The sequence below is a fragment of the Mycolicibacterium neoaurum genome (assembly GCF_036946495.1).
Classification (GTDB): domain Bacteria; phylum Actinomycetota; class Actinomycetes; order Mycobacteriales; family Mycobacteriaceae; genus Mycobacterium; species Mycobacterium neoaurum_B.
The window spans coordinates 4,123,141-4,148,890 of the sequence record NZ_JAQIIX010000002.1 but is presented as its reverse complement, the minus strand read 5'-3'; the positions used below and the strand labels follow the sequence as shown (position 1 = coordinate 4,148,890).

Sequence of the window (25,750 nt, the reverse complement as noted above, 5' to 3'; positions counted from 1 at the left end):
CGCCGGTACTAGGCCCTGACGAGTTCGAACAGCGGGATCGCCCGCGACGTCTTGGCCTGGTACTCGGCGAACACCGGTGCCTTGTCGACGATCTTCGGATACGTCGCATCCCGCTCATCGGCGGGTAGTTCACGTGCGGTGACGTCGTAGACGTCGGTACCGATCTCGATCCGCGCGCTCGGGTTGGCCCGCAGGTTGTGCACCCAGGCAGGGTCCTTCGGCGCACCGGCGTACGAACCGACGACCAACGCCCTGCCGTCGATCTCCAGGTAGGCCAACGGCGAGAGGCGCGGTTGGCCGGACTTGGCGCCGACGGTGTGCAGCAGGACCAGCGTGCTGCCCTCGAACGGGCCGCCGACCTTACCCGCGTTGGCACGGAACTCCTCGACGATCTGGCGGTTGAAGTCGCTCAACGCCGCGGCGTCGGACACCATCCGGTCCTTGTCGATGTCATCTGTCATTTCGAGTCCAGCTTCTCCGGCTTGGCGTCTATTCCCGCTTCCTTGCGCTGCAGCTCGGTGATCGGCGCGGGAGCGTCGGTCAGCGGGTCCACGCCACCACCGGACTTGGGGAACGCGATCACGTCGCGGATCGAGTCGGTGCCGGCAAGCAGCGCCACGATGCGGTCCCAGCCGAAGGCGATACCACCGTGCGGCGGAGCGCCGAAGGTAAAGGCGTCCAACAGGAATCCGAATTTGTCGGTGGCCTCGTCGTGATCGATCCCCATCATCGCGAACACCCGTTCCTGCACATCGCGCCGGTGGATACGGATGGACCCACCACCGATCTCATTGCCGTTGCACACGATGTCGTAGGCGTTGGCCAGCGCGGACCCCGGGTCGGAATCGAAGGTGTCCACAGAGCCGGGCTGCGGTGCGGTGAACGCGTGGTGCACGGCGGTCCAGGCGCCGGAACCAACGGCGACGTCACCGGAGGCGGTGGCGTCGTCGGCGGGCTCGAAAAGCGGCCAATCGACCACCCAGGTGAACGCCCACGCCGCCGGGTCGATCAGGTCGAGGCGTTTGGCGATCTCGATGCGTGTCGCGCCCAGCAGCGCGCGGGCACCCTTGGCGGTACCCGCGGCGAAGAACACGCAGTCACCGGGCTTGGCGCCGACATGGGCCGCCAGCCCGTCGCGCTCGGCGTCGGACAGATTCTTGGCCACCGGTCCGGTGAGCGTGCCGTCCTCGCCGATCAGCACGTAGGCCAGACCCTTGTGCCCGCGCTGTTTGGCGAATTCCTGCCAGCCGTCCAACGTGCGGCGCGGCTGCGAGGCGCCGCCGTCCATCACCACGGCACCGACATAGGGAGCCTGGAACACCCGGAAGCTGGTGTCGGCGAAGTACTCGGTGCACTCGACCAGTTCGACACCGAAGCGCAGATCGGGCTTGTCGGAACCGAACCGACGCATGGCCTCGGCGTAGGTGATCCGCGGTAGCGGCGTCGGCAGGTCGTAGCCGATCGTCGACCACACCGCGCGCAACACCTGCTCGGAGATCGCGATGACGTCATCGGCCTCGACGAAGCTGAGCTCCATGTCCAACTGGGTGAACTCGGGCTGGCGGTCGGCGCGGAAGTCCTCGTCGCGATAGCACCGCGCGATCTGGTAATAGCGCTCCATGCCCGCGACCATCAGCAGCTGCTTGAACAGCTGCGGACTCTGCGGCAAGGCGTAGAAGCTGCCGGGTTGCAGCCGCGCCGGCACCAGGAAATCCCGTGCCCCCTCCGGCGTGGAGCGCGTCAGCGTAGGGGTCTCGATCTCGACGAAGTCGTGTTCGGCAAGCACGCCGCGGGCGGCGGCATTGACCTTGGAGCGCAGCCGGATTGCGTTGCCGGGACCCTCGCGGCGCAGATCGAGATAGCGATACTTGAGTCGGGCCTCCTCGCCGGCGGTCTCGTCCAGCTGGAACGGCAGCGGCGCGCTCTCCCCCAGCACCGTCAACTCGGTGGCGTTCACCTCGATGTCACCGGTCGGGATCTCGGCGTTGGCATTACCCTCCGGGCGCACCTCGACCACGCCGGTGACCGAGACGCAGTACTCGGCACGCAACCGGTGGGCCTGTTCGAGGACGGTCGCATCCCGGAACACCACCTGCGCCACCCCGGACGCATCCCGCAGGTCGATGAAGATGACGCCGCCGTGATCGCGTCGGCGCGCCACCCAGCCCGCCAAGGTCACGGTCTGACCGGCATCGGTGGACCGCAACGAACCGGCGGGGTGACTGCGCAGCACGAAAAACTCCTGATGTCTGGGTGGGATGACGACTGCTCAGTCTAGAGACGCCTCCCTCACCGGGTCGACGCCGTCCCGGTTAAGGTCGGCTGGTGGCGATGTATCCGTGTGAGCGTGTGGACCTGGACTTCATCTCCGATGCGCCGTTCCGGTTCGTCAGCACCGTGGATCTGGCCATCACCGGTGAGCAGTTGTTCGAGGTGCTCTCCGACGCGCAATCCTGGCCGCAGTGGGCCTCGGTCATCACCAAGGTCGAATGGACCAGCCCGCAGCCCTATGACATCGGCACCACCCGCACCGTCACGATGCGCGGCGGCATCGTCGGCGACGAGGAGTTCCTGGCCTGGGAACCGCACAGCCACATGGCGTTTCGCTTCAACCAAGCCTCGACCAAGAGTATCGCCGCCTTCGCCGAGGACTACTGGATCGTGCCGACCGACCAGGGTTGCCACCTGACCTGGGTGATGGCGATGAGACCCAACGGAACCGCCGCCCGCCTCGGGATGGCCGCCGGCCGACCGGTGATGGCCTGGATGTTCCAGCGCTTCCTGCACAACCTGCGGCGCTACACCGACGCCCGGTACTAGTAGACGCCTTCCCAAGCTTCCCGGCGCACCGCGTCCGGATCGGCGATGGTGACATCCCGGGTGGACCGGATCACCCGGGTCTGCCTGTCCCGGATGTCGAAGCGCGGCCACTCGCTGAGCCCGTCGGTGGCGAAATCCAGCCAGGTGCGCTGCATGCGCCTGCCCACCGACGGTTGCACCCGGCGCCCCAGCGGATGGAGCTTGCGGCCCAGATACGAGCTGTAGCTGTGCTGGATGTGCACGATCTCGCTGCCGTGGGTGGCTCCGAGCCCCAGCGCCTTGAGCGTCCAGGTGGTGTGGTCGAACCGGTACATGTGGGTCGGGGCATCGGCACTGTAGGCGTCGACGAAGGCCCAGGTGGGTGCGCCGAACATCGCATCGGAACCGAAGTCGACCAACGCCCGGCGACGCGGGAAGCCCGGATAGGCGGCCAGCACCCGGTCGCGGGCATCCGGCGCCCAGCGGGCGAAGAAGCCCTCGACAGCGGCAGCCGTCGTGGGCAGCATGGGCGGTTTACCCCAGGCGAACATCGAGGCCTCGTGGCTGTTGGTGCCGATGATGAGCGGGATGGGAGCGACCGTGCCGCGGCGGGCCGCTTCGATCGGGTGCTGCGGTAGCAGATCGACGCCGTGGGTCAACCCGTAGGCCAGCGTCGGGGTGTGCGCGACGCTGTGCAGCTGCAGCGTGCCCGCGGCTCGGCGCAACCGGCGCTGCGGCAGCGCCTTGACCTCGTGCGCCTCGACACCGAGCTCGGCCAGAAAGGCGTGCGATTGCCGCGCCCGCGCCTCCCGATCGGCGATGAGCGGCAACGCCGGGCTCTGCGCGATCGCCCGGTCGAACAGCCCGGTGGCCGCCGGGCTGGCCAGCAGCGCCAACACCGAGGTGGCGCCGGCCGATTCACCGAACACGGTCACCTGGTCTGGGTTCCCACCGAAGGAGCCGATGTTCTGCCGTATCCATTGCAGCGCCGCGATCTGATCACGCAGGCACAGGTTGTCGTCGAATCCTGGTCCGAGGTCACCGAGTTCGAACCCGCCGAAGACGCCCAGCCGATATGTGACGTTGACGACGACGACGTTGCCGTTGGCGGCCAGCCGCGAGCCGTTGTAGAGCTGCAATTGGCCCGCGCCGTAGACGAACGCCCCGCCCGGGATCCACACCATGACCGGTAGCGACGCCGAGACGTCGGGTGACCACACGGTGACCGTTAGGCAGGCCTCGTCGCGGATCTTCGGGTCGTCGCGGCCGCCACCGACGAAGGATCGGCCCTGCGGCGGCAGGGGGCCGTGATCGACGGCGTCGCGCACACCCTCCCAGGGGCGCAGCGGCTGGGGACCCAGGAAACGCCGGTCCCCCACCGGCTGCTCGGCGTAGGCGACACCGCGCCACACCCCGACACCGCCCTCGGTGGTACCGCGCAGCAGGCCTTGGACGGTGGGCACGATCGTCGACAGTTCGGCGACAGAGGGCACGGCTGAATCGTAGTGTGCAAAGCTGAGCCCGGTCTGAACACGAGACGGCGCCGACACGTCAGATGGGTGGGGACGATGACCTTCAACGAGGGCATGCAGATCGACACGAGCACGTCTTCCAGCAGCGGCCGCGGCGGCGGGGGCGGTCGTCGGATCGCGCTCGGCGGTGGCATGGGCGGGCTGTTGCTCGTGGTGGTGGCGCTGTTCCTGGGTGTCGATCCCAGCAGCGTGTTGCCCCAGGATCAGGGTGCAGGCATGGACACCCAGGGGGTCTCGGCCCCCGGCTTCGATCTCACCCAGTGCCGCACCGGCGCCGACGCCAACGAGAAGGTGCAGTGCCGGGTGGTGGCGACCGGCAACTCCGTGGATGCGGTCTGGACCCAGTTGCTTCCCGAGTACCGCCGCCCGCAGGTTCGGTTGTTCACCGGGTCGGTCAACACCGGATGCGGCGGCGCGACCAGCGAGGTGGGCCCGTTCTACTGCCCCGCCGACGAGACCGCGTACTTCGACACCGATTTCTTCGACGTGCTGCGCGACCGGTTCGGTTCCAGCGGTGGGCCGTTCGCGCAGGAGTATGTGGTGGCCCACGAGTTCGGCCACCACGTGCAGAACCTGCTTGGGGTGTTGGGGCGCGCCCAGCAGGACCCGACCGGCCCGACCGGCGGCGGCGTGCGCACCGAACTGCAGGCCGACTGCTACGCCGGAGTATGGGCCCACTACGCGGCAACCACCAAACAGGAGGGTACCGATGTGACCTTCCTACAGCCGTTGAGCGACAAGGATATTGCCGACGCTCTGTCGGCCGCCTCCGCTGTCGGTGACGACCGTATCCAGGAGGCGGCCACCGGCAGGGTCAGCCCGGAATCCTGGACGCACGGCTCATCGGAACAGCGCCAGCAGTGGTTCACCACCGGCTACCAGACCGGTGCACCCGACAAGTGCGACACCTTCGCCCCGGGTGCGCTGCGTTGACCGATATCCAGCCCGACACCAAAGACTGGACATGGGTGCTGCACCGGCCCTGCCCGGACTGCGGATTCGATTCTGCGACGGTGCATCCGACCACCGTCGCAGGACTCATCCGCCGTGATGCGGCGGATTGGGTGACCCGGCTCGCTCGGCGCGGGGTGCGCAGCCGCCCGGCGCCGGGCGTATGGTCGCACCTCGAATACGGTTGCCACATCCGCGATGTGCACCGCATCTTCGATCATCGCGTTGAGCTGATGCTGAGCCGGACCGATCCGCAGTTCCCGAACTGGGACCAGGACCTCACGGCGGTCGAGGACAACTACGGCGCCCAGGATCCCTCGGTGGTCGCCGCCGAGCTGCGTGCCGCCGCCGACGCCGTGGCCGACCGGTACGACTCGGTGCCCGCCGACGGCTGGGATCGACGCGGGTTACGCAGCAATGGAAGCGAATTCACGGTCGCCACCATCGCCGTGTATCACCTGCACGATATCGTCCATCACGCCTGGGACGTCTCGACCGGAGCCCCCGCGTCGGGCACATGAGCCAACCCGATCACGAGGTGGCCATCATCGGGGCGGGTCCCGGTGGGATCGCGGCCGCGCATCAGCTGCGCAAGCATGGCATCACCGATTTCGTCATCATCGAGCGCGGTGGCGATTTCGGTGGAACCTGGCGTGACAACCACTATCCCGGGCTGGCCGTCGATATTCCCAGCCTGTGGTATCAGCTGTCGTTCGCGCCCAACCCCGACTGGTCGCGGTTGTTCGCCCCCGGTCCCGAGATCTACCGCTACCTGCAAGACACCGCTCGCGGGATGGATCTGTACCGGCACCTGATCGCCGACGCCGAGGTGACGCGGCAGCGCTGGAACGACGACGCCGGGTTGTGGCAGCTGAGCATGCGCGACAGGCCCGACCTGACCGCACGCTTCCTGATCAGTTCGGTGGGCGGATATGTCAATGCCAAACCGAGCCTCGACATAGACGGCGTCGAGGACTTCACCGGAACGCTGCTACGGCCCGATGCCTGGGACGACACCTACGACACTAAGGGCAAGCGGATCGCGGTGATCGGCACGGGTTCCAGCGGTATCCAGATCGCCGCCGCCCTGTCGGCCGAGGCCGACCGGTTGGACGTCTACCAGCGAACCCCGGCGTGGGTGCTACCCAAGATCGACTTCGACCTGTCCGCACCGATACGCCGGATCCTGCGCGTGCCCGGGGTGCTCCCGGCGGTGAACGTCGCCGGCCGGGTGCTGATGGACGTGGCGATGCTCGCGCCGATCGTGCACGTCTTCTCGCGGCTCCCCGACCGGGTCTTGACACGGCTGATCCCGCTGTACGACGGCTACTGCCGGACGCTCTACCGACTGCTGCTGCGGTTCACCGTGCGCGATCCAGCGACGCGCACGGCACTGATCCCCCACTACGGCATCGTGGCCAAACGTCCGGTGATCTCCAGTGCGTTCTTCCGGGCACTGAACAATCCGAATACCCGGTTGATCACCACACCGATCGAGCGCATCACCGCCGAGGGCATCCGCACCGTCGACGGCGTCGAACGCCCGGTCGACCTGTTGGTCGCCGCCACCGGCTACGAGCTGTGGACCGACCCCGAAACATACCGTCGGTCAACGATCATGGGCACCGACGGATTCGACCTGGCCGAGTTCTATCGAACCCACGGCATGCGGAGCTACGCGGGCACCGCACACCCTCGGCTGCCGAACAGGTGGGAGATCGTCGGCCCCACCGGTTTCGTCGGGTTCGCCTGGTGCGATTTCGTCGAGACGATGGCCCGGCACGCCGTGCGGGTGATCGCCCACGCCCGAGGCCGGTCCGACCAGGTCGCCGCGGTGACCGATGAGGCGTTCGCACGCTGGAACGAAACGATGGCTCGCCGCGGGAGAACCGCGCATCTGTATTTCACCGAGTGCAATCCGGGTCTGCGCACCTACTTCGTCAACTCACGTCGCGAGACGGTCTATCACCGACCACAGACCATCACGGCCGCACGGTGGTTCGCTCGACGGGGACCGCTGCAGGACTATCGATTCACCCGACGACCGCCACCAGTCGCGCAGCGCCGGGCCGTCTGAGCATCCAGCTCAGAGCGCACTGACCGCGGCGCCGACGAGACCGACACTCGTCGCCACGAACGACACCAGGCTGACAATCTTGAACGTCGTTGTGCTCGTGACTTTCTCGTTGAACGCCATCGGCAGGAACAGCGTCGGGTTCAGCAGGGTCCCGAGCACCACGAGGGTGGCAACCCATGCCGCCAGCTGCGGCACGGCCAGACCGACCGCGATCAGGATCACACCCATCATGATGTAGTCCAGGTGGGCCTGCATGATGCGCCGCGGGCTGACGATCCCCAGCCTCTTCATCGCCTCGGGCGCCAACAGGTTGCCCGCAACGGCCCAGCCGAGCAGCGCTCCGAAGGCGAGCTCGAACAGTCCGATCTGCACCAGTACGCTCATCGATTCACCGCATTCCTCTCATACCAGCGCTGCCCGTGCAGACGTTGGTAATGCCACACCGCCGCTGGCAGGACACCTCGACGGTGCAGCCAGAAACGTTGTGGTGCAACGTCGACCGGAGTGACCCGACCGAGCGTGATATCGGCCAGCACAACACCTTCGCCGTCGGCGCGGGAGCGCTGCGCCAGCACGGTCCCGGCGGCGTCGGTGATCAACGCATTGCCCTCGAAGTGGCCGCGATACCGGACCGGCAGCCATGGCATCGGGCACTCGAGTGCGCCGACCTGCGCGGCGTGCACGACCGGCGCACCGATATAGCGCGCGAAATCGGTTGCCGCCCGCCGCGCGGTAGCGGCATTGGCCTTCTCGAGCCGGTCGAACAGGCGCCGCGGCGGCCAGGGCGGGATCGACCACCACCCCGAACCCGTCATGGCGAGATCCACCCTGCCGCGCATCCGGCGGACGGTATTGGTGCGCATCAGCTCCCAGCACACGGCGGCACCTACCGAAAGCTCGCCGCAGGTCAACACGCCATCGTCGTTGCCGCCGGTGTAGATGGCGTTCTCCCACATCGTGGGCAGATCCTTGTCATGTCGCCCGACGATGCCGCTGGGATCGGCGAGCAGATACGCGTTGCGGATATGACCGTCCGCGTCCCGGCACAGGAACGAACCACCGACCATCGCGTCATGCTTGCGCGCCAGATCGCAGAGCAGCTGAGCCGCCGGGCCGTCGGCCGGCAACGCCGCGTCGACCAGCTCACGAAGGAAGCCGATTCCCGTGGTGAAGAACTCGGGCAGCGCGATGACTTTCGCTCCGGCGTTGCCCGCTTCATCGGCAAGCCGTTGGCAGGCAACGAGATTGGCTGCCACATCAGCGAGCTTCGCATCCAATTGCACCGCTGCCGCCAGCACCATGTTTCGAACGGTACTACAAAATTGAACGCTACTACAAGAAATCTATTCGGTACGAAGACCGCGGATCACGATGTCCCTGCCGATCGCAAGCACACGCTCCAGCTCGGCATCATCGAGGGCGAGCCGGTCCGGTCGCCAGCGCGAGCCCAGCACCCCGTTCCACGCCGACCACAAGAACACCGACGTTCGGCCGGGATCCGGACAGCTGATCTGACCGGCGGCATCGGCACGACGCAGGGCATCGGCGACATCGCCGACGAGTGCTTCCACCTTGTCGGCGATGCGCTGTTCAACCTCGCCGGCCAGCTCGCCCGGCGGCATATCGACCGTCCGCAGGGCAACCATGCGGAAGTGGCCCGGATTCTCCAGATTGAACCGGCAGTAGGCGTCGCTCGCGGCGATCAACTGTTCCACCGGCGTGCGATCCGCGGTGTAGGCCTGCGCCATCACCTGTTCGTTGATCTCCAGGGCGCGCTCCACCAGCGCCAGATACAGGCTGTCCTTGTTGCCGAAGTGGTGATAGATCGAGCCGACTGCCACCGCGGCCTCCTCTGCGATGGCATCCATGGTGACCGCATGAAAGCCGCGCTCGGCGAACAGCCGTTGGGCGGCCTCCAAGATCGTCGCCGTGGTCGCGAGGGTACGTCGGTCGGGCCGCCGAGCGGGTCGAGTCACGGCTCAAGGCTACGGCGACGGCCCATCGCCATAAAACAGGTTGTACCTCCCGCACCGGACCGGTCACCATGGCCTCATGCTTGATGTCGACCGGTTCATCGCCAACGGCTTCGTCAAGATCGAGTCGGCCTTCGACCGCGATCTCGGCCTGCGCTGCCAGCAGCAGCTGTGGCAGACCATCGGGTTGAACCCAGCCGACCCGAGCACATGGAGCGAATCGCTGGTGCGGGTGACCAGCATGACCACGCCGGAGTTCACCGCCGCTGCCAACACCGACGCACTGCACACCGCCTACAACGCCTTGGTCGGGCCCGGCCGGTGGCAGCCCCGACTGGGGTTGGGCACCTTCCCGCTGCGCTTCCCGAGCTCCGAACCGGCCCGTGACGCGGGCTGGCATGTCGAAGCATCTTTCTACGCCGCGGACGGCATGCGACTGAGCCTGCGCTCGCGCGGTCGCGCCTTACTGATGCTGTTCCTGTTCTCCGATGTCGGCCCGGATGACGCACCGACGAAGATCCGGGTTGGCTCCCACCTGTCGGTGCCCGCGGTGCTGGCGCGCCATGGCCCTGACGGGGCTCCCTGGATGTCAGTCTGCGAGCAGGTCGTTCCGGCGACCGCGGACTGTTCCGTCATCGCGGCCACCGGCCGCATCGGCGATGTGTACCTGTGCCATCCGTTCCTCGTACACACCGGCACCGCGCACCGCGGCAGCGTGCCGCGCTTCATGGCGCAGCCGCCGCTGGAGCCCATTGGCGAACTCGACCTGGAAGCCGGTGAGCCGAGCCCGGTGGCTCGCGCGGTGCTACGGGGACTGCGTCAATAGGGCGGCTGGTCGCCATCGAGGGCGATTTCGACGGCGTTGCGGGCGCGTGCGGCGTTGATGCGGTATTCGCGGTCCTGTTTTCGGGTGCGTTGTCGGACGGGCAAGGTCGGCTCGCGGTCGCCGTGGTCGATGAGGCTCATGTGCCGGGTTCGCGGAATCTCGACATCAAACGCGTTGCGTGGAAACAGAACTGGACCCAGGGGCCTCGTGGTGTATGCGTGGCCGGTGGGTGCGGTCCAGGTCGTCGAGCCGTCCGCGTGGGCGGTGGGGGTCCAGCCGATCTTCAGGGTCTTGATGAGGTGATGTTCGCGGCAGTAGGGCCTCAGGTTTCCCGGATGCGTGGCTCCGGCGGGCCAGGGGGTGATGTGGTCGAGGTCGGCTCGGTGGGCGGGGCGCCCGCACCCCGGGAAGGCACACGTCATCGAAGTCATCCGGACGAAGGCGCTGAGTTTGACGGAGGGCCGGTATCGGTTCTCGGCGCCGAGATTTGCGGGGCTGCTGATGGGCCGGACTGTGGCGCCGGTGTTGACGAGTTCGGTGAGCAGGTGGGCGGGGATGATGGCGCCGTCCAGGCAGATGCCGGCCCCGGCACCGGGCGGGGTGGACCGCGCCGCCGGTGCGGCCGGGGGCGTGGCTTCCGCAGCCGCGGGTTCTGCGGCCGGCTCATCGGCCGAATGGTCCTCGTCGAATCCGTCGCTCGGCCCGCGATCGGGTCCGACCGATCCCGACTCGGGCCCGCCATCGGGCCCCGCCGCGGGTTCGGAGCCCTCGCCAATGTCGGGCTGGTGGCCGGTGAGCACGTAGATGGTGACCGCACCCGCACGCGGGTCTTTTCCCGAACCGGCGCACGCGGGATCCCCGCACAGGCAGGTCAGCCGGTCGGAGCCGGCTGCCAGCGCGGCGATGGCATCGGCGCGGCGTTCCCGTTTCGTGCGGGGATCGTTGTCGCAGACACCATCGGCCAACTCGTCGGCGCGGGCCTCGGTGATCTTTGCGTCGGTGGCACGCATGCGCCCCCAGAACGACACGACACCGTCAGGGTCATCGCGGTCACCGAACTCCACATAACGGTCCCTGGCCGCAGCCTTGGACCGGATGACCGCCAGCGGATCGTATTTGTGGACCCAGAAGTCGACGGCCGCGATCAACGCGTTCTCCGACAGCATGCCGAACCCGTGAGCGTTCTGGGCGATCCCGGTATCGATCGAGGCGAGTGCGTCGGGGTCGGTGACCAGATGGGTGCGCCAGGTGATCGCACCGATCACCTTGGCCGAGATCGCCCCGGTACCGAAGACGGCCGCGGTCTGCGGAAGCCGCTCACGCAGCGCGACCCCGATACGCATCTGGGTGCTTGCAGCGTGCGGGCCGAGGTTGCAGGCCGCGCCGATCTGGCCCTTGGCCTGCGCCCAGCCGTCGATCAACCTCGATGCGGACTGTTCGTCCTCGTCATCGCACCAGCGGGCAGTGGCCTCGGCGATCAACGCCAATCGGCGGGCGGCGGCCGCCGATTCGGCCTGCGTCTCGGCGGTGATCGCGGACGTCAGCGCCTCGTCGCTGAGCCCCCGCAATACCGAGTATTCGAACATGTGTTCTATGATACTCGCGGCCCCGACAAGCCCATCTGTCCGCGAAAACTGCTGGTCGGCGCCGTGCGGGCGGGAATGTCAGAACAGGGTGGGGTGCGCCGGTGCCGCGACTTCGGAGGAAACGGCACCGGCGCGGGCCGGCGACGGCGGTGCCGACATTGCGACACGCGCCGACCGCCCGGTCAGGCCGTACCGGGCCAGCAGCGGGGCCGCCCTGGTACGGAGTTCGTCGCGATAGTCCGGCGGCAGATAGGCGCCGCGCCGGTACAACCGCCGATATTCGGTGGCATGCTCGGGATGGGTGTGCTCCAGCCATTGCATGAACCACCCGCGCGTCGAGCCCCGCAGATGCAGGCCGAAGACAGTCGCACTGGTAGCGCCGGCCTCGGCGATCTGGCGTAACAGCGCATCGAGATGTTCCGCGGAATCGGTCAGCCGCGGCAACACCGGCGCCACCATGACATGGCAATCCAACCCGGCATCTCGAACCGCGGAGATCAACGCCAGCCGGGCTTGCGGCGACGGCGTGCCGGGCTCGATCGACCGCTGCAGCTCCGGATCACCGATCGCCAACGAGATCGAGACCCGCGCACCGGGGCCGTCGTGAGCCGCCTCGGCGATCAGCGGCAGATCACGGCGCAGCAGGGTGCCCTTGGTCAAGATCGAGAACGGCGTTCCGGATTCGGCGAGCGCGCTCAGGATGCCCGGCATCAACCGGTAACGCCCCTCGGCACGCTGGTACGGATCGGTGTTGGTCCCGAGCGCCACCGGTTCCCGGGTCCACGACCTGCGCCGCAGTTCCCGCGCGAGCACCTCGGCCACGTTGGTCTTGACGACGATCTCGGTGTCGAACTCCGCGCCCGCATCGAAGTCGAGGTACTCGTGGGTGGTCCTGGCGAAACAGTAGCGGCAGGCGTGCGCGCAGCCGCGATAGCCGTTGACGGTGTAGCGGAACGGCAGCATGGCGGCATCGGGCACCTTGTTGAGCGCCGATTTGCACAAGATCTCGTGGAAGGTGATCCCGTCGAACTCCGGGGTTCGCACGCTGCGCACGAAACCGAGACGGGCCAGACCGGGCAATGCGCCGTCGTCGACCCGCACCCCCTGTCCGTCCCACCGCATGATCCCATCGAACAATTGTTCGATGGGGTTTGTCAAGCGGTCAGCGAACTACCACTGAGTGCCCTGGCAGATCGGGCTGTAGGGATTGTCCGCGGCCGCGATGACCTGGTCACCCGCCACGATGTCGCAATGTGCGTTCGGCGCGCCGACGCTGCCCTTGGTGGTGCTGCTGACCTGCAGGATCGCCCACTGGGGATCGGCGAGCGTGGTCTCGAAGACCCACGGGGCCCCCGGCCCGACGGTGATCGTCTCCCGCTTGGCGTATGCGTAGGCATCGGCGTTGTAGGCGCCCATATTGGGCGGCTGCGCCGTCAGATAGAACACCTGGAATTGATAGGGCGCCCCCGAGGTCAGGGTGTAGCGCACCAACTGGCCCTCCGGCTCGGCATGGGCGGCCGCCGGCCCGAATGCCAGAGCAGCACCCGCCAGGAGTGCGGCCGCGCCCGCTGCTGCACCGATCTTGCTCGTAGCTTTTCGCATGACCAACACATCGCCGGACGCTACCGGATCGTTACACCAGCCGCCCAGACGCGGCCCGACGCGAGAAAACAGGGTGTGAGCAAGAGGTTAATTTGTTCGTCACATACAGAAATTTCACAGAAACGTAGCGCCCATAACGTGCCGATTCGACACCCACACGGGTCCGAAAGTTCCGCTCATGCAGCCGAACTCGAACGAAAGGCCGTTGATGGCACACCTCCGACCGTCGTCCAAGCGATCATTTCTGTTAGCGGGAAGCGTCGTGGTCACCGCCTCGATGCTGCTCTCGGCCTGTGGTAGCAAGGCCACCGACGAGGGTGGCAGTGCCGCAGCATCCTGCGTGGACACCTCCGGTGACACCATCAAGGTCGGCTCGCTGAACTCGCTGTCGGGCACCATGGCCATCTCCGAGGTCACCGTGCGTGATTCCATCAAACTGGCCGTCGACGAGATCAACGCCGCCGGTGGCGTTCTCGGTAAGCAGATCCAGCTGGTGGGCGAGGACGGCGCCTCGGAACCGACGGTGTTCGCCGAGAAGGCGCAGAAGTTGATCAACAGTGACTGCGTGGCGGCCGTCTTCGGTGGGTGGACGTCCTCGAGCCGCAAGGCCATGCTGCCGGTGTTCGAAGACAACAACTCGCTGCTCTACTACCCGGTGCAGTACGAGGGCTTGGAGTCCTCCCCCAATATCTTCTACACCGGAGCGACCACCAACCAGCAGATCGTCCCCGCGTTGGACTATCTGAAGGAAAAGGGCACCAAATCGCTCTACCTGGTCGGTAGCGACTACGTCTTCCCCCAGACTGCCAACCGCATCATCAAGGCATACGCCGCGGCCAACGGCATCGAGATCAAGGGCGAGGATTACACGCCGTTGGGCTCGACGGACTTCTCGACGATCATCAACAAGGTCCGGACCGCGGACGCCGATGCGGTGTTCAACACCCTCAACGGCGATTCGAACGTCGCCTTCTTCCGTGAGTACAAGAACGTCGGACTTACCCCGCAGGCGATGCCGGTGGTCTCGGTGTCCATCGCCGAGGAAGAGGTCGGCGGTATCGGGGTGCAGAACATCACCGATCAGCTGACGGCGTGGAACTACTACCAGACCATCGACACCCCGGTGAACGATGCGTTCGTCGCCGCATACAAGAAGGCGTACGGCGCGAACAAGCCCACCTCCGATCCGATGGAGGCCGCCTACGTCTCGGTGCACCTGTGGAAGAACACCGTCGAGAAGGCAGGGTCGTTCGACGTCAAGGCAATTCAGGACAACGCCGGTGGCGTGAGCTTCGATGCCCCCGAAGGCAAGGTCACCATCGACGGTGAGAACAACCACATCACCAAGACCGCCCGCATCGGTGAGATCAAGCCCGACGGCCTGATCTACACCGTGTGGGAATCTCCCGCGCCCATCGAGCCGGACCCGTACCTGAAGTCCTACCCGTGGGCCGCCGGGCTGTCCGGGTAATAACGGTATGGATGTCCTCATCGGACAGCTGGCAACAGGATTGAGCCTCGGCTCGATCCTGTTGCTGGCTGCACTCGGCCTGTCCCTCACGTTCGGTCAGATGGGCGTCATCAACATGGCGCATGGCGAATTCATCATGGCCGGTTGTTACACGACATTCGTCGTGCAGCAGATCATCTCCAATGCCGGTGTTTCGCTGATCATCTCGCTGATCGTCGGCTTCGTCATCGGCGGATTGTTCGGTGTCCTACTGGAAGTCACCCTGATCCAGCGGATGTACCACCGGCCGTTGGACACCCTGCTGGTGACCTTCGGCGTGGGACTCGTCCTGCAGCAGCTGGCGCGTGACATCTTCGGCGCGCCGGCGGTCAACGTCATCGCCCCGTCCTGGTTGTCCGGCGGCTTCGAGATCTTCGGTGCCGTCGTGCCCAAGACCCGCATCTTCATCCTGGTGCTGGCCGTCGCGTGCGTCACCGCGCTGGCCGTCGCGCTCAAGGCCAGCCCGATGGGCCGGCGGATCAGGGCGGTGGTGCAGAATCGCGATCTCGCCGAGACCAGTGGCATCTCGTCACGCAAGACCGATATCACGACCTTCTTCATCGGGTCGGGTCTGGCCGGCGTCGCGGGTGTGGCGCTGACGCTGATCGGCTCCACCAGTCCGACGATCGGTCAGGCCTATCTGATCGATGCGTTCCTGGTGGTCGTTGTCGGTGGCCTCGGCCAGATCAAGGGAACGGTGATCGCCGCGTTCGGCATCGGCTTCCTGAACTCGGTGATCGAGTACAACACCACGGCATCGCTGGCCAAGGTGATCCTGTTCGTCATCATCGTGATCTTCCTGCAGGCCCGCCCACAGGGCCTGTTCACCGTCCGGACAAGGAGTTTGGTGTGAGAACGATCCTTGGACGCTGGCAGACATGGGCCGGTTTCGGTGTAGCTGCGGTACTGCTGTTCGGTGTGGCGCCCGCGGCGCTGTCGACCTTCCGGCTCGGCCTGCTCGGACAGTTCCTGTGCTACGCCATCGTGGCCGTCGGGATCGGGCTGGCCTGGGGCCGTGGCGGCATGCTGGTGCTCGGGCAAGGGGTGTTCTTCGGCATCGGCGGCTACATCATGGGGATGCACCTCAAGATCGCCGATGCCCAGTTCGCGGGCAACAGCGTGCCGGACTTCATGCAGATCCAGGGCGTTCGTGAACTGCCTGGATTCTGGGCGCCGTTCGCCTCTCCCGTGGTGACCCTGGTGTCGATCGTGCTGATCCCGACCGCCATCGCCGCGGTGCTCGGACTGGGCGTGTTCAAGCGCCGGGTCAAGGGAGCCTATTTCGCGATCCTGTCCCAGGCCCTTGCGGCTGCGTTGGCCATCCTGCTCGTCGGTCAGATGAGCCTCGGTGGATCCAACGGGCTCAACGGGTTCCGGACATTCTTCGGCTTCCGCCTAGCCGACCCGGCCAACAAGCAGATGCTGTACTTCATCGCGGCGGGCACCCTGCTGGTGGTCGTCGCCGTGGTGCGGCAGTTGATGCAGAGCCGCTATGGCGAGTTGCTGGTTGCGGTGCGCGACGGCGAAGAGCGGGTCCGGTTCCTCGGCTACGACCCGGCGAACATCAAGGTCGTGGCGTACACGACCGCCGCGCTGTTCGCCAGCATCGCCGGGGCGCTGTTCGCGCCCATCGTGGGCTTCATCAGCCCGTCGCAGGTGGGCATCCTGCCCTCCATCGCCTTCCTGATCGGGGTGGCCATCGGCGGACGGACCACGCTGCTGGGACCGGTGCTCGGCGCCATCGGTGTGGCGTGGGCGCAGACCCTGTTCTCCGAGCAATACCCCTCGGGGTGGATCTACGGGCAGGGCCTGCTGTTCATCCTGGTCGTCGGGTTCTTCCCGGCGGGTCTGGCCGGACTGGCCGTGTTCCTGCGGCGCAAGAGAAAGGGCACCCCGGGCGACAACGCGCCGGACCCGGTGTCGGTGCCTGACCCCGATCCCGAACCGGAATCCGAGAAGGCCGGAGCCAGCACATGAGCATCACCGTGACCGATGACCATCCCGAGCCCGCCGCAGGCGGCAACGTCGGCATGGGCACCCAGTACCTGGAAGTACGGGGCTTGACAGTCGATTTCGACGGTTTCAAGGCCGTCAGCGATGTCGACCTGACCCTGTTCCAGGGTGACCTGCGGTTTCTGATCGGACCCAATGGCGCCGGCAAGACGACCGTCATCGATGCGATCACCGGCCTGGTGCCGGCCACCGGGTCGGTGAGCAAGTCCGGGGTGGAACTGCTGGGCAAGAAGGTCCACCAGATCGCCCGTAACGGCGTGGGCCGCACCTTCCAGACCGCGACGGTCTTCGAGCAGCTGACCGTGCTGCAGAACCTCGATATCGCGGCGGGAGCGGGTCGCTCGGCGTGGACCCTGCTACGCCGTCGTGCGGGTGTCCTACCCGCCATCGAAGAAGCCCTGGAGACAACGGGATTGACCGCGCTGGCGGACAAGCCGGCCGGGGTGCTCGCACACGGCCAGAAACAATGGTTGGAGATCGGCATGCTGCTGGTGCAGAACGCCGAGGTGCTGTTGCTGGACGAGCCGGTGGCCGGGATGAGCCACGAGGAGCGCGAGGAGACCGGCAATCTGTTGCGGCGCATCGGCGGTGAGCGCACCGTCGTCGTGGTCGAGCACGATATGGACTTCATGCGGGCGTTCGCGACCTCGGTGACGGTGCTGGCCCGGGGCCAGGTGATCGCCGAGGGTTCGGTCGCCGAGGTCCAGGCCAACCCCAAGGTGCAGGAGGTCTATCTGGGCACCGCGGCGGCAGGCACCGAGGGCGTGCCCGATGAATTGAAAGAGGAATCCTGATGCTCGAACTCGTCGACGTCCGTACCGGTTACGGCCGCTCGGAGGTCATCCACGGGGTGTCCCTGGAGGTGCCCTCCGACGGTGTGGCTGCCGTGATGGGACACAACGGCGCAGGCAAGACGACGCTGTTGCGGGCCGCCGTCGGCTTGCTCAAATGCAGTGCCGGCACGGTGCGGTTCGACGGTGAGGACATCACCAAGCTGCGCCCGAGCGCCCGTGTCGCGCGCGGCATCGCCTATGTGCCCCAAGGCCAGCAATCTTTCGGCCAGCTCACCACCGCCGAGAATCTGCAGGTGGTCGCCGACGGCCGTAAGAACGGCAAGGCACTCATCGACGAACAACTGGACCTGTTCCCGGCACTCAAGGAACTGTTGGGCCGTCGCGCCGGGCTGCTCTCCGGCGGCCAGCGTCAACAGCTTGCGATCGCCCGCGCACTCATCACCACACCGAAATGCCTGATCCTCGACGAGCCCACCGAAGGCATCCAGCCCTCGGTCGTCCACGAGATCGAGCAGGCCATCACCGCGCTGACCCAACGGGGTGACCTCGGGGTGCTGCTAGTGGAACAACACATCGGTTTCGCGCTGGAATCCGCGCAGCGCTACTACATCCTCGAGTCCGGCCGGGTCACCTCCAGCGGCGCCGGCGGGTCGTCCTCGGAGGCCGAGGTGCGCGCGGCGATGGCCATCTGAGGTTGCCGTTCAGGATCACGCATCCAGTTCCAGCAGCACCGTCACCGGACCGTCGTTGATCAGCTCGACCTGCATATCGGCGCCGAACACCCCCGTGCTGACACGGGCGCCCAGCTCGCGCAGCGCGGCGGTGAAGGCGTCGATCAGCGGTTCGGCCACCGGACGCGGCGCGGCCGCGTTCCACGACGGTCGCCGGCCCTTGACGGTGTTGGCGTACAGCGTGAACTGGCTGACCACCAGGATCGGCGCGTCGACATCGGCCGCTGCGGCCTCGTCAGCGAGAATGCGTAACCGCCACAGCTTTTCGGCCATCTTCGCGGCCAGCGCCGCATCGTCGGTGTGGGTGATGCCGACCAGTGCGAGCAACCCCTGACCGGTGGGGTTGATCTCCCCCACCGTCGTACCCTCGACGGTCACCCGCGCCGACCTCACCCGTTGCACCAGAACTCGCATCCCCCGACCCTAGAGTGTGCCCATGATGCGGATCATCGCCGAGCACGGCGGTCTGGTGGTGGCCGAGGACGGCATGGATGTCATCGTCATCGATCGCGGCAACGGCGCGGCCGAGATCGCCGCCTTCGTCCTGCTGATCGTCACACTGGTGTTCGGCGGGTTCGGCGCACTGGTGTTGTTCACACCGATCGGTGTGCCTCGCATCATCGGCGCGGCTATGTGCTCAGTCGGACTGGCCACCGGCGCGGGCCTGTACGCAATCCTGCGCACACTTCGGACCGCGCGCAGCGCTCCATTGGACACCTTCGCCCCGGTCGCGGTGTTCGACCGCGACCGGCGCACCTACCGCGATGTGACCGGGCTGCTCATTCCGCTGGACCGAATCAGCATCCACCGCCGCATGCAGCTGACGTCCAGCTCCCCGAAACTTGTGGTCACCACCCCGTACGGAACCGATGTGCTCAAGCGCGCCAACCCGTTCGGCGGCGGATTAGGTGACCTCGACGCGGTGCTCAACAGCGCGGTGTTCGGCCGGTGAGTCAGCCCAGCCGGGAGAGCACCTCGGCCACCACGGCATCGACGGCGATATCAGTCTGCTCGCCATTGGACAGGTCCTTCACTCCGACCGTGCCCGCCTCGATGTCACGGTCGCCCGCCACCAGCGCCAGTCGCGCACCGGAGCGGTCGGCGCCCTTCATGGACGCCTTGAGACTGCGGTCCCCGTAGGCCAGATCCACCCGGACACCGTTGGCGCGCAGCGCCGCTGCCAGCTTCGCCAACTCCAACTTGGCCGCCTCACCCAGCGGGACCCCGAACACGTCGACCCGGTTGGTGGCACCGACCGTCTTGCCCTCGGCACGCAACGCCAACAGCGTGCGGTCCACACCCAGTCCGAAGCCGATTCCGGAAAGGTCCTGCCCGCCAAGCTGACTCATGAGGCCGTCATAGCGACCGCCACCGCCGATACCGGACTGTGCGCCCAGCCCGTCGTGCACGAACTCGAACGTGGTCTTGGTGTAGTAATCCAAGCCGCGCACCATCCGCGGATTGACCACATAGGGCACGCCGAGCGCGTCCAGGTGGGCCAGTACGGTCTCGAAGTGCGCCTTTGCCCCATCGGAGAGGTGGTCGAGCATCACCGGGGCGTCGGCGGTCATCTCCCGCACATGCGGTCGCTTGTCATCGAGCACCCGCAGCGGGTTCAACCGGGCGCGCTGGCGGGTCTCCTCGTCGAGATCAAGTTTGAAAAGGAAGTCCTGCAACAACTCCCGGTACTGCGGGCGGCAGGTGTCATCACCGAGGGAGGTGATCTCCAGCCGGAAGCCGTCCAGACCCAGTGCGCGGAATCCGGCGTCGGCAACGGCGATCACCTCGGCATCCAGCGCCGGATCGTCGATACCGATGGCCTCCACACCGACCTGCTGCAGCTGCCGGTACCGGCCCGCCTGCGGACGCTCGTACCGGAAGAACGGCCCCGAGTAGCAGAGTTTCACCGGCAGCGCCCCGCGGTCCAGACCGTGCTCGATGACGGCTCGCATCACCCCTGCGGTGCCTTCCGGACGCAACGTGACCGACCTGTCACCGCGGTCGGCGAAGGTGTACATCTCCTTGCTCACCACATCGGTGGACTCTCCGACGCCGCGCGCGAACAACGCGGTCTCCTCGAAGATCGGCAACTCGATATCGCCGTAGCCGGCCCGACGGGCCGCCCCGAGCAAACCATCACGCACGGCGACGAACGCCGCCGAGTCGGGCGGGAAGTAGTCGGGCACACCCTTGGGGGCGCGGAAATCAGTCACAGAACCAGGCCTTCGAGAAATGGGTTGGTGCGGCGTTCGATGCCGATCGTGGATCTCGGGCCGTGGCCCGGGAGTACCACGGTGTCGTCGTCGAGCACCATCAGTTTGGTCATGATCGAGTCGATCAGGGAATTGCCGCTGCCACCGGGCAGGTCGGTACGCCCCACCGACCCCTGGAACAGGGTGTCACCGGTGAACACCTGACCGGGGGTGCGAAAGCACACCGATCCACGGGTGTGACCGGGTGTGTGGTCGACGCTCACCCGGATGCCGCCTAGGTCCAGCACCTGCCCGTCGGTGCGCAGTTCGACGAGCTGGCGGGGCTCGGAGAACACCGCGCCCAGCGTCAGCCGACCCAGCGTCCCCCACAACCCGCCGCTGGTCAGTCCCTGCACCGGGTCGGTGAGCATGGCCCGGTCGGCGGGATGGATGTACACCGGGCAGCCGTACCGGTCGGCCACCTTCTGTGCCGACCACATGTGGTCGATGTGGCCGTGGGTCAGCAGCACCGCGGCCGGGGTGAGCCGATGCTCGTCAAGGATGCGCTGCAGCCGCGCCGACGCCGACTGGCCGGGGTCGACGATGACGGCATCGGCCCCCGCGTGCGCTGCGAACACGTAGCAGTTGCACGCCAGCACCCCCGTCGGGAATCCGGTGATCAGCACCCGGTCAGTTTCCCATGCCCACTCGGCGGACCGGTATTCGCGCGGGTCGCACGGCCGACACTCAGAAACGCCTGGCACACTCGTTGCCGACGTGTTCGGCGAATGAGGAGGACAGCGGCGGTGCCGACCAACGAACAGCGAAGGGCAGCGGCCAAGCGCAAGCTCGAGCGGCAGCTGGAGCGACGGGCCGCACAGGCCAAGCGGCAGCGACTGCTCACCATCGTCGCCTCGGCGGTGGGCGCGGTCGTCGTCATCGGCGCCGTGGTGGCCACGGTCGTGATCACCACCAAGGATTCCGACACGACGGCCTCGGCGTCCACCACCACGACGGTCGACCCCAACGCCCCGCAGCCCGCCGCCGACGGCAAGCTGCCCGCCTTCGTCGCCCCGGCCGGACTCGGCCAGAACTGCCAGTACCCGGCGGCCGGGAAGGCCAGCAAGCCGGTCAATCCGCCGCGGACCGGCGCCATCCCGATGGACGAGACCCAGGTCAGCGTCAGCATGTCCACCGACCAGGGCAATATCGGTCTGGAGCTGAACAACGCACAGGCACCCTGCACCACCAACAGCTTCGCCAGCCTGGCCCAGCAGGGCTACTTCAACGACACCCCGTGCCACCGGCTGACCACCAGCGACAGCCTTTCGGTGCTGCAGTGCGGCGACCCGACCGGGCAAGGGACCGGCGGGCCGGGCTACCAGTTCGCCAACGAGTACCCGACCAACCAGTACCAGCCCGACAACCCGGCACTGCAGCAGCCCGTGCTGTACCCGCGTGGCACGCTCGCCATGGCCAACGCCGGCGCGGGCACCAACGGCAGCCAGTTCTTCCTGGTGTACAAGGACTCCCAGCTGCCCCCGGGTTACACCGTGTTCGGCACCATCGACGAGACCGGACTGGCCACCCTGGACAAGATCGCCGCGGGTGGGGTCGCCGGTGGTGGACAGGACGGGGAACCCGCCACCAAGGTGATGGTCAAGTCCATCGCGGTCGACTGAGCAACCGACCGATCCGATGAGCGTCCCGCCGCCGTACGGCTACCCGTCAACGCAGTACGGGTATCCGCCGGCGCCGAACGGTTTCCCGCCGGGGCCGAACGGTTTCCCGCCGGGGCGGAGGCCGACCAACTCACTGGCGGTGGCGGCGCTGATCTGCGGGATCCTGGTCGCTCCGCTGGGGATCGTGTTCGGGCACATCTCGCTGTACCAGATCAAACGCAGCGGTGACGAGGGCCGCGGCATGGCCATCGCCGGGCTGGTGCTCGGCTACCTGCTGACCGCCTTCGGGGTGCTGGTGCTGATCGTGGCCATCGTGGCAACCCGCGCGGTCGTGGAGGACATCCGCCACTACAACCCGTCCGGACCGGGTTACACGGCCAGCCCCGGCGTCGTCGAGCCGCTTCCGGAGTTCAAGGCGCCGGCGACGCTCGGCTCCAACTGCCAATACCTGCCGACCCCGGAAAAAGCCGCCAAACCGGTGGATCCGCCACTGATGGGCCGGGTCCCCACGACACCGGCGACGATCGAGGCCGAGATCAGCACCGACCGCGGCTATATCGGCCTGCAGCTCGACAACGGCAAGGCGCCCTGCACGGTCAACAATTTCGCAAGCCTGTCCGCGCAGGGCTTCTTCGACGACACCACCTGCCACCGATTGACCACCAGCGACACGCTCGGGGTGCTGCAGTGCGGCGATCCCACCGGTACCGGCGACGGCGGACCCGGCTACCGATTTCCCAACGAGTACCCGACCAACCAGTTCCGGCTGACCGACCCCGCCATCCGCGCTCCCATGCTGTACCCGCGCGGCACGTTGGCCATGGCCAATGCCGGGGCGGGCACCAACGGCAGCCAGTTCTTCCTGGTGTACAAGGACTCCCAGCTACCGCCGACGTACACGGTGTTCGGCACCATCGATCCCAGCGGGCTCAAGGTGCTCGACGAGATTGCGGCAGACGGGGTCGCCGACGGCGGTGACGACGGCGAACCGGCGACCACGGTGACCATCGAAGCTGTCGTGGTGCAGTAACCCGGCTCACGCCGCCCAAGCCGGACCGCGGCTCACGCCGCCCAAGCCGGACCGCGGCTCACGCCGCCCAAGCCGGACCGCGGCTCACGCCGCCCAAGCCGGACCGCGGCTCACGCCGCAGAAGTCACCCGGTACACGTCGTAGACACCCTCGACATTGCGCACCACGTTGAGCACATGCCCGAGGTGCTTGGGATCGCCCATCTCGAAGGTGAACCGGCTGATCGCGACCCGGTCGTTGGAGGTCGTCACCGACGCCGACAGGATGTTGACCTTCTCGTCGGCGAGCACACGGGTGACATCGGAGAGCAGGCGGTGCCGGTCCAGCGCCTCGACCTGGATGGCCACCAGGAACACCGAGGACGGCGAGGGCGCCCACTGCACCTCGATGATGCGCTCGGACTGCTCCTGGAGCGATTCGGCATTGGTGCAGTCGGTGCGGTGCACGCTGACCCCGCCGCCGCGGGTGACGAAGCCCATGATGACGTCGCCGGGTACCGGCGTGCAGCACTTGGCCAGCTTCGTCAACACCCCGACCGCGCCGGGCACCGATACCCCGACGTCATCGCTGGTGCGGTGGCGCACCGGCATGGTGGCCGGCGTCGACCGCTCGGCGATCTCGTCCTCGGCCTCTTCGTCACCACCGAACTGGGCGAGAAGTCGCTGCACGACGTGTCGGGCCGAGGTGTGGCCCTCGCCCACCGCGGTGTAGAGCGCGGAGACGTCGGCGTAGTGCAGTTCGCGGGCCAGCGTCGTCATGGAGTCCGCACTCATCAACCGCTGCAGCGGAAGTCCGCCGCGGCGGACCTCCCGGACGATCGCTTCCTTACCGGCCTCGAGCGCCTCCTCGCGACGCTCCTTCGCGAACCACTGCCGAATCTTGGCCTTCGCCCGCGGCGACACGACGAAGGTCTGCCAGTCCCGCGACGGGCCGGCATTGGCGGCCTTGGAGGTGAAAACCTCGACCTGATCGCCATTTTCGAGCTTGCGCTCCAGCGCGACGAGGCGATGGTTGACCCGCGCCCCGATACAGCGGTGCCCGACCTCGGTGTGCACGGCGTAGGCGAAGTCCACCGGTGTCGATCCGGTCGGCAGGGTGATGACATCACCCTTGGGGGTGAAGACGAAAATCTCTTGCACCGCAAGGTCGTAACGCAACGACTCCAGGAACTCACCGGGGTCGGCGGCTTCCCGTTGCCAATCGAGAAGTTGACGCATCCACGCCATCTCGTCGATCTCGGCGGCGGTGTGCCCACCCGGTACGCCGTTGCGCCCCTTGGCTTCCTTGTACCGCCAGTGCGCCGCGATGCCGAATTCGGCGGTGTCATGCATATCGTTGGTGCGGATCTGCACCTCCAGCGGCTTGCCCTCCGGGCCGATCACCGTGGTGTGCAGCGACTGGTATACCCCGTAACGCGGTTGGGCGATGTAATCCTTGAACCGGCCCGCCATCGGCTGCCACAGCGAATGCACCACACCGACGGCGGCATAGCAGTCGCGCATATCGTCACACAGGATTCGGACGCCGACCAGGTCGTGGATATCGTCGAAGTCGCGACCCTTGACGATCATCTTCTGATAGATCGACCAGTAGTGCTTGGGCCTACCCTCGACGGTGGCGCTGATCTTCATGGCCGCCAGCGATGAGCCGATCTCGGCGCGTACCCGGGCCAGGTAGGTGTCCCGCGACGGTGCCCGGTCGGCCACCAGTCGGACGATCTCCTCGTACCGCTTGGGGTGCAGGATCGCGAACGACAGATCCTCGAGCTCCCATTTGACGGTCGCCATGCCCAACCGATGTGCCAGCGGGGCAATGACTTCCAGCGTCTCGCGGGCCTTGCGGGCCTGCTTCTCCGGCGGCAGGAAACGCATGGTGCGCATGTTGTGCAGCCGGTCGGCGACCTTGATCACCAACACCCGCGGATCGCGGGCCATGGCGATGATCATCTTTCGGATGGTCTCGCCCTCCGCGGCGCTGCCGAGGGCGACCTTGTCGAGCTTGGTCACCCCGTCGACGAGGTGTCCGACCTCGCTGCCGAAATCGTTGGTGAGCTCGTCGAGTGAGTATCCGGTGTCCTCCACGGTGTCATGCAGGAGGGCGGCCACCAGCGTGGTGGTGTCCATGCCGAGTTCGGCGAGGATGTTCGCCACGGCCAGCGGGTGGGTGATGTAGGGATCACCGGAGCGGCGCATCTGGTCGGCATGGCGCTGTTCGGCAACATCGTAGGCGCGTTGCAAGATGGCCAGGTCGGCCTTCGGGTGGAACTGCCGGTGCACCGCCACCAGCGGTTCGAGCACCGGGTTCACGGGGCTGCGCTGGGCGGTCATCCGCCGGGCCAGCCGGGCCCGCACCCGGCGCGAGGCGCTGATCTTCGCGGTGTCCGCGGCAGCGGCCTCGGTCGACGGCGGAGTCTGGACCACCTGCCCGGTGCCGCTCGCAACGTTGTCGTCGC

At 67.0% G+C, this 25,750-nt stretch carries 26 protein-coding genes; 13 read left to right on the top strand and 13 right to left on the bottom strand.

The annotated features are described in order from the left end of the window. Window positions 1-8: 8 nt before the first annotated feature. Together PGN27_RS25490 and aspS are read right to left on the bottom strand one after the other, a co-directional pair. Window positions 9-461, bottom strand: coding sequence for a nitroreductase family deazaflavin-dependent oxidoreductase (locus PGN27_RS25490; protein WP_335328606.1), 453 nt, complete (start codon window positions 459-461; stop codon window positions 9-11). Beyond that, window positions 458-2,233 carry an aspartate--tRNA ligase gene (gene aspS, locus PGN27_RS25485; protein ID WP_335328605.1) on the bottom strand — a complete coding sequence of 592 codons (1,776 nt, stop codon included), beginning with the start codon at window positions 2,231-2,233 and terminating at the stop codon, window positions 458-460. The genes PGN27_RS25490 and aspS overlap by 4 nt, the downstream gene beginning before the upstream one ends. Window positions 2,234-2,331: 98 nt before the next feature. Between aspS and PGN27_RS25480 the strand changes: the two genes are divergently transcribed. Beyond that, on the top strand, window positions 2,332-2,820 hold the full coding sequence (locus tag PGN27_RS25480) for an SRPBCC family protein (RefSeq protein WP_335328861.1): 489 nt from the start codon (window positions 2,332-2,334) through the stop codon (window positions 2,818-2,820). Here the strand turns inward: PGN27_RS25480 and PGN27_RS25475 are convergent. Then, window positions 2,817-4,292: a carboxylesterase/lipase family protein gene (locus tag PGN27_RS25475; protein WP_335328604.1), complete on the bottom strand. Its 1,476-nt coding sequence runs from the start codon at window positions 4,290-4,292 to the stop codon at window positions 2,817-2,819. The two genes, PGN27_RS25480 and PGN27_RS25475, sit on opposite strands and share 4 nt — an antisense overlap. Window positions 4,293-4,367: 75 nt before the next feature. Here PGN27_RS25475 and ypfJ point away from each other — a divergent pair, with 75 nt between their 5' ends. The 3 genes from ypfJ to PGN27_RS25460 are packed head-to-tail and all read left to right on the top strand — an operon-like array spanning window position 4,368 to window position 7,359. Further along, entirely contained in the window at window positions 4,368-5,264 is an 897-nt protein-coding gene (ypfJ, locus tag PGN27_RS25470) for a KPN_02809 family neutral zinc metallopeptidase (RefSeq protein ID WP_335328603.1), read from the top strand. Further along, on the top strand, window positions 5,261-5,803 hold the full coding sequence (locus tag PGN27_RS25465) for a DinB family protein (RefSeq protein ID WP_335328602.1): 543 nt from the start codon (window positions 5,261-5,263) through the stop codon (window positions 5,801-5,803). Before ypfJ ends, PGN27_RS25465 begins: the two co-directional genes overlap by 4 nt. Further along, a complete protein-coding gene (locus tag PGN27_RS25460) occupies window positions 5,800-7,359 on the top strand; it encodes a flavin-containing monooxygenase (RefSeq protein WP_335328601.1) in 1,560 nt (519 codons plus the stop codon). The genes PGN27_RS25465 and PGN27_RS25460 overlap by 4 nt, the downstream gene beginning before the upstream one ends. 9 nt (window positions 7,360-7,368) lie before the next feature. Here the strand turns inward: PGN27_RS25460 and PGN27_RS25455 are convergent, their stop codons facing one another. The 3 genes from PGN27_RS25455 to PGN27_RS25445 are packed head-to-tail and all read right to left on the bottom strand — an operon-like array spanning window position 7,369 to window position 9,335. Further along, window positions 7,369-7,743, bottom strand: a complete 375-nt coding sequence (locus PGN27_RS25455) for a hypothetical protein (RefSeq protein ID WP_335328600.1) — start codon at window positions 7,741-7,743, stop codon at window positions 7,369-7,371. Next, the gene (locus tag PGN27_RS25450) at window positions 7,740-8,660 is read right to left on the bottom strand and encodes a carbon-nitrogen hydrolase family protein (protein WP_335328599.1); all 921 of its coding nucleotides are present in this window, start codon (window positions 8,658-8,660) and stop codon (window positions 7,740-7,742) included. Before PGN27_RS25450 ends, PGN27_RS25455 begins: the two co-directional genes overlap by 4 nt. 42 nt (window positions 8,661-8,702) lie before the next feature. After that, a complete protein-coding gene (locus PGN27_RS25445) occupies window positions 8,703-9,335 on the bottom strand; it encodes a TetR/AcrR family transcriptional regulator (RefSeq protein ID WP_335328598.1) in 633 nt (210 codons plus the stop codon). 76 nt (window positions 9,336-9,411) lie between these two features. On the opposite strand from PGN27_RS25445, the gene PGN27_RS25440 reads away from it, so the two are divergent. Further along, the gene (locus PGN27_RS25440) at window positions 9,412-10,158 is read left to right on the top strand and encodes a phytanoyl-CoA dioxygenase family protein (protein WP_335328597.1); all 747 of its coding nucleotides are present in this window, start codon (window positions 9,412-9,414) and stop codon (window positions 10,156-10,158) included. Here the strand turns inward: PGN27_RS25440 and PGN27_RS25435 are convergent. The 3 genes from PGN27_RS25435 to PGN27_RS25425 form a co-directional block, all read right to left on the bottom strand. Continuing rightward, a complete protein-coding gene (locus PGN27_RS25435) occupies window positions 10,152-11,744 on the bottom strand; it encodes an HNH endonuclease signature motif containing protein (RefSeq protein WP_335328596.1) in 1,593 nt (530 codons plus the stop codon). The genes PGN27_RS25440 and PGN27_RS25435 overlap by 7 nt on opposite strands. Window positions 11,745-11,822: 78 nt before the next feature. After that, window positions 11,823-12,866: an Rv2578c family radical SAM protein gene (locus tag PGN27_RS25430; RefSeq protein WP_335328595.1), complete on the bottom strand. Its 1,044-nt coding sequence runs from the start codon at window positions 12,864-12,866 to the stop codon at window positions 11,823-11,825. 48 nt (window positions 12,867-12,914) lie between these two features. Beyond that, complete coding sequence (locus PGN27_RS25425) at window positions 12,915-13,346, bottom strand: Rv2576c family protein (RefSeq protein ID WP_335328594.1); 432 nt, start codon at window positions 13,344-13,346, stop codon at window positions 12,915-12,917. Window positions 13,347-13,554: 208 nt separating this feature from the next. Between PGN27_RS25425 and urtA the strand changes: the two genes are divergently transcribed. The 5 genes from urtA to urtE are packed head-to-tail and all read left to right on the top strand — an operon-like array spanning window position 13,555 to window position 18,355. Beyond that, a complete protein-coding gene (gene urtA / locus PGN27_RS25420; RefSeq protein WP_335328593.1) occupies window positions 13,555-14,817 on the top strand; it encodes an urea ABC transporter substrate-binding protein in 1,263 nt (420 codons plus the stop codon). 7 nt (window positions 14,818-14,824) lie between these two features. Further along, window positions 14,825-15,709 (top strand): urea ABC transporter permease subunit UrtB, encoded by an 885-nt coding sequence (urtB, locus tag PGN27_RS25415; RefSeq protein ID WP_019511293.1) that lies wholly within the window; start codon window positions 14,825-14,827, stop codon window positions 15,707-15,709. Further along, the gene (urtC, locus tag PGN27_RS25410; protein ID WP_335328592.1) at window positions 15,706-16,833 is read left to right on the top strand and encodes an urea ABC transporter permease subunit UrtC; all 1,128 of its coding nucleotides are present in this window, start codon (window positions 15,706-15,708) and stop codon (window positions 16,831-16,833) included. The genes urtB and urtC overlap by 4 nt, the downstream gene beginning before the upstream one ends. Continuing rightward, entirely contained in the window at window positions 16,830-17,663 is an 834-nt protein-coding gene (urtD, locus tag PGN27_RS25405) for an urea ABC transporter ATP-binding protein UrtD (protein ID WP_335328591.1), read from the top strand. Before urtC ends, urtD begins: the two co-directional genes overlap by 4 nt. Then, on the top strand, window positions 17,663-18,355 hold the full coding sequence (urtE, locus tag PGN27_RS25400; RefSeq protein ID WP_335328590.1) for an urea ABC transporter ATP-binding subunit UrtE: 693 nt from the start codon (window positions 17,663-17,665) through the stop codon (window positions 18,353-18,355). Before urtD ends, urtE begins: the two co-directional genes overlap by 1 nt. Before the next feature lie 15 nt (window positions 18,356-18,370). Here urtE and dtd read toward each other — a convergent pair whose 3' ends face one another. Beyond that, window positions 18,371-18,808, bottom strand: coding sequence for a D-aminoacyl-tRNA deacylase (dtd, locus tag PGN27_RS25395; RefSeq protein WP_335328589.1), 438 nt, complete (start codon window positions 18,806-18,808; stop codon window positions 18,371-18,373). 22 nt (window positions 18,809-18,830) lie between these two features. On the opposite strand from dtd, the gene PGN27_RS25390 reads away from it, so the two are divergent. Beyond that, window positions 18,831-19,346, top strand: coding sequence for a hypothetical protein (locus PGN27_RS25390; protein ID WP_335328588.1), 516 nt, complete (start codon window positions 18,831-18,833; stop codon window positions 19,344-19,346). A 1-nt stretch (window position 19,347) separates the two neighbouring features. On the opposite strand, the gene hisS is transcribed toward PGN27_RS25390, so the two are convergent. After that, on the bottom strand, window positions 19,348-20,607 hold the full coding sequence (hisS, locus tag PGN27_RS25385; RefSeq protein ID WP_335328587.1) for a histidine--tRNA ligase: 1,260 nt from the start codon (window positions 20,605-20,607) through the stop codon (window positions 19,348-19,350). After that, window positions 20,604-21,272: an MBL fold metallo-hydrolase gene (locus tag PGN27_RS25380; RefSeq protein WP_335328585.1), complete on the bottom strand. Its 669-nt coding sequence runs from the start codon at window positions 21,270-21,272 to the stop codon at window positions 20,604-20,606. Before PGN27_RS25380 ends, hisS begins: the two co-directional genes overlap by 4 nt. Before the next feature lie 120 nt (window positions 21,273-21,392). Here PGN27_RS25380 and PGN27_RS25375 point away from each other — a divergent pair, with 120 nt between their 5' ends. Further along, window positions 21,393-22,268, top strand: coding sequence for a peptidylprolyl isomerase (locus PGN27_RS25375; RefSeq protein WP_335328584.1), 876 nt, complete (start codon window positions 21,393-21,395; stop codon window positions 22,266-22,268). A gap of 16 nt (window positions 22,269-22,284) precedes the next feature. Next, the gene (locus PGN27_RS25370; protein ID WP_335328583.1) at window positions 22,285-23,298 is read left to right on the top strand and encodes a peptidylprolyl isomerase; all 1,014 of its coding nucleotides are present in this window, start codon (window positions 22,285-22,287) and stop codon (window positions 23,296-23,298) included. Between the two features lie 110 nt (window positions 23,299-23,408). Here PGN27_RS25370 and PGN27_RS25365 read toward each other — a convergent pair whose 3' ends face one another. After that, window positions 23,409-25,718: a RelA/SpoT family protein gene (locus PGN27_RS25365; RefSeq protein WP_335328860.1), complete on the bottom strand. Its 2,310-nt coding sequence runs from the start codon at window positions 25,716-25,718 to the stop codon at window positions 23,409-23,411. Between the last annotated feature and the right edge of the window lie 32 nt (window positions 25,719-25,750).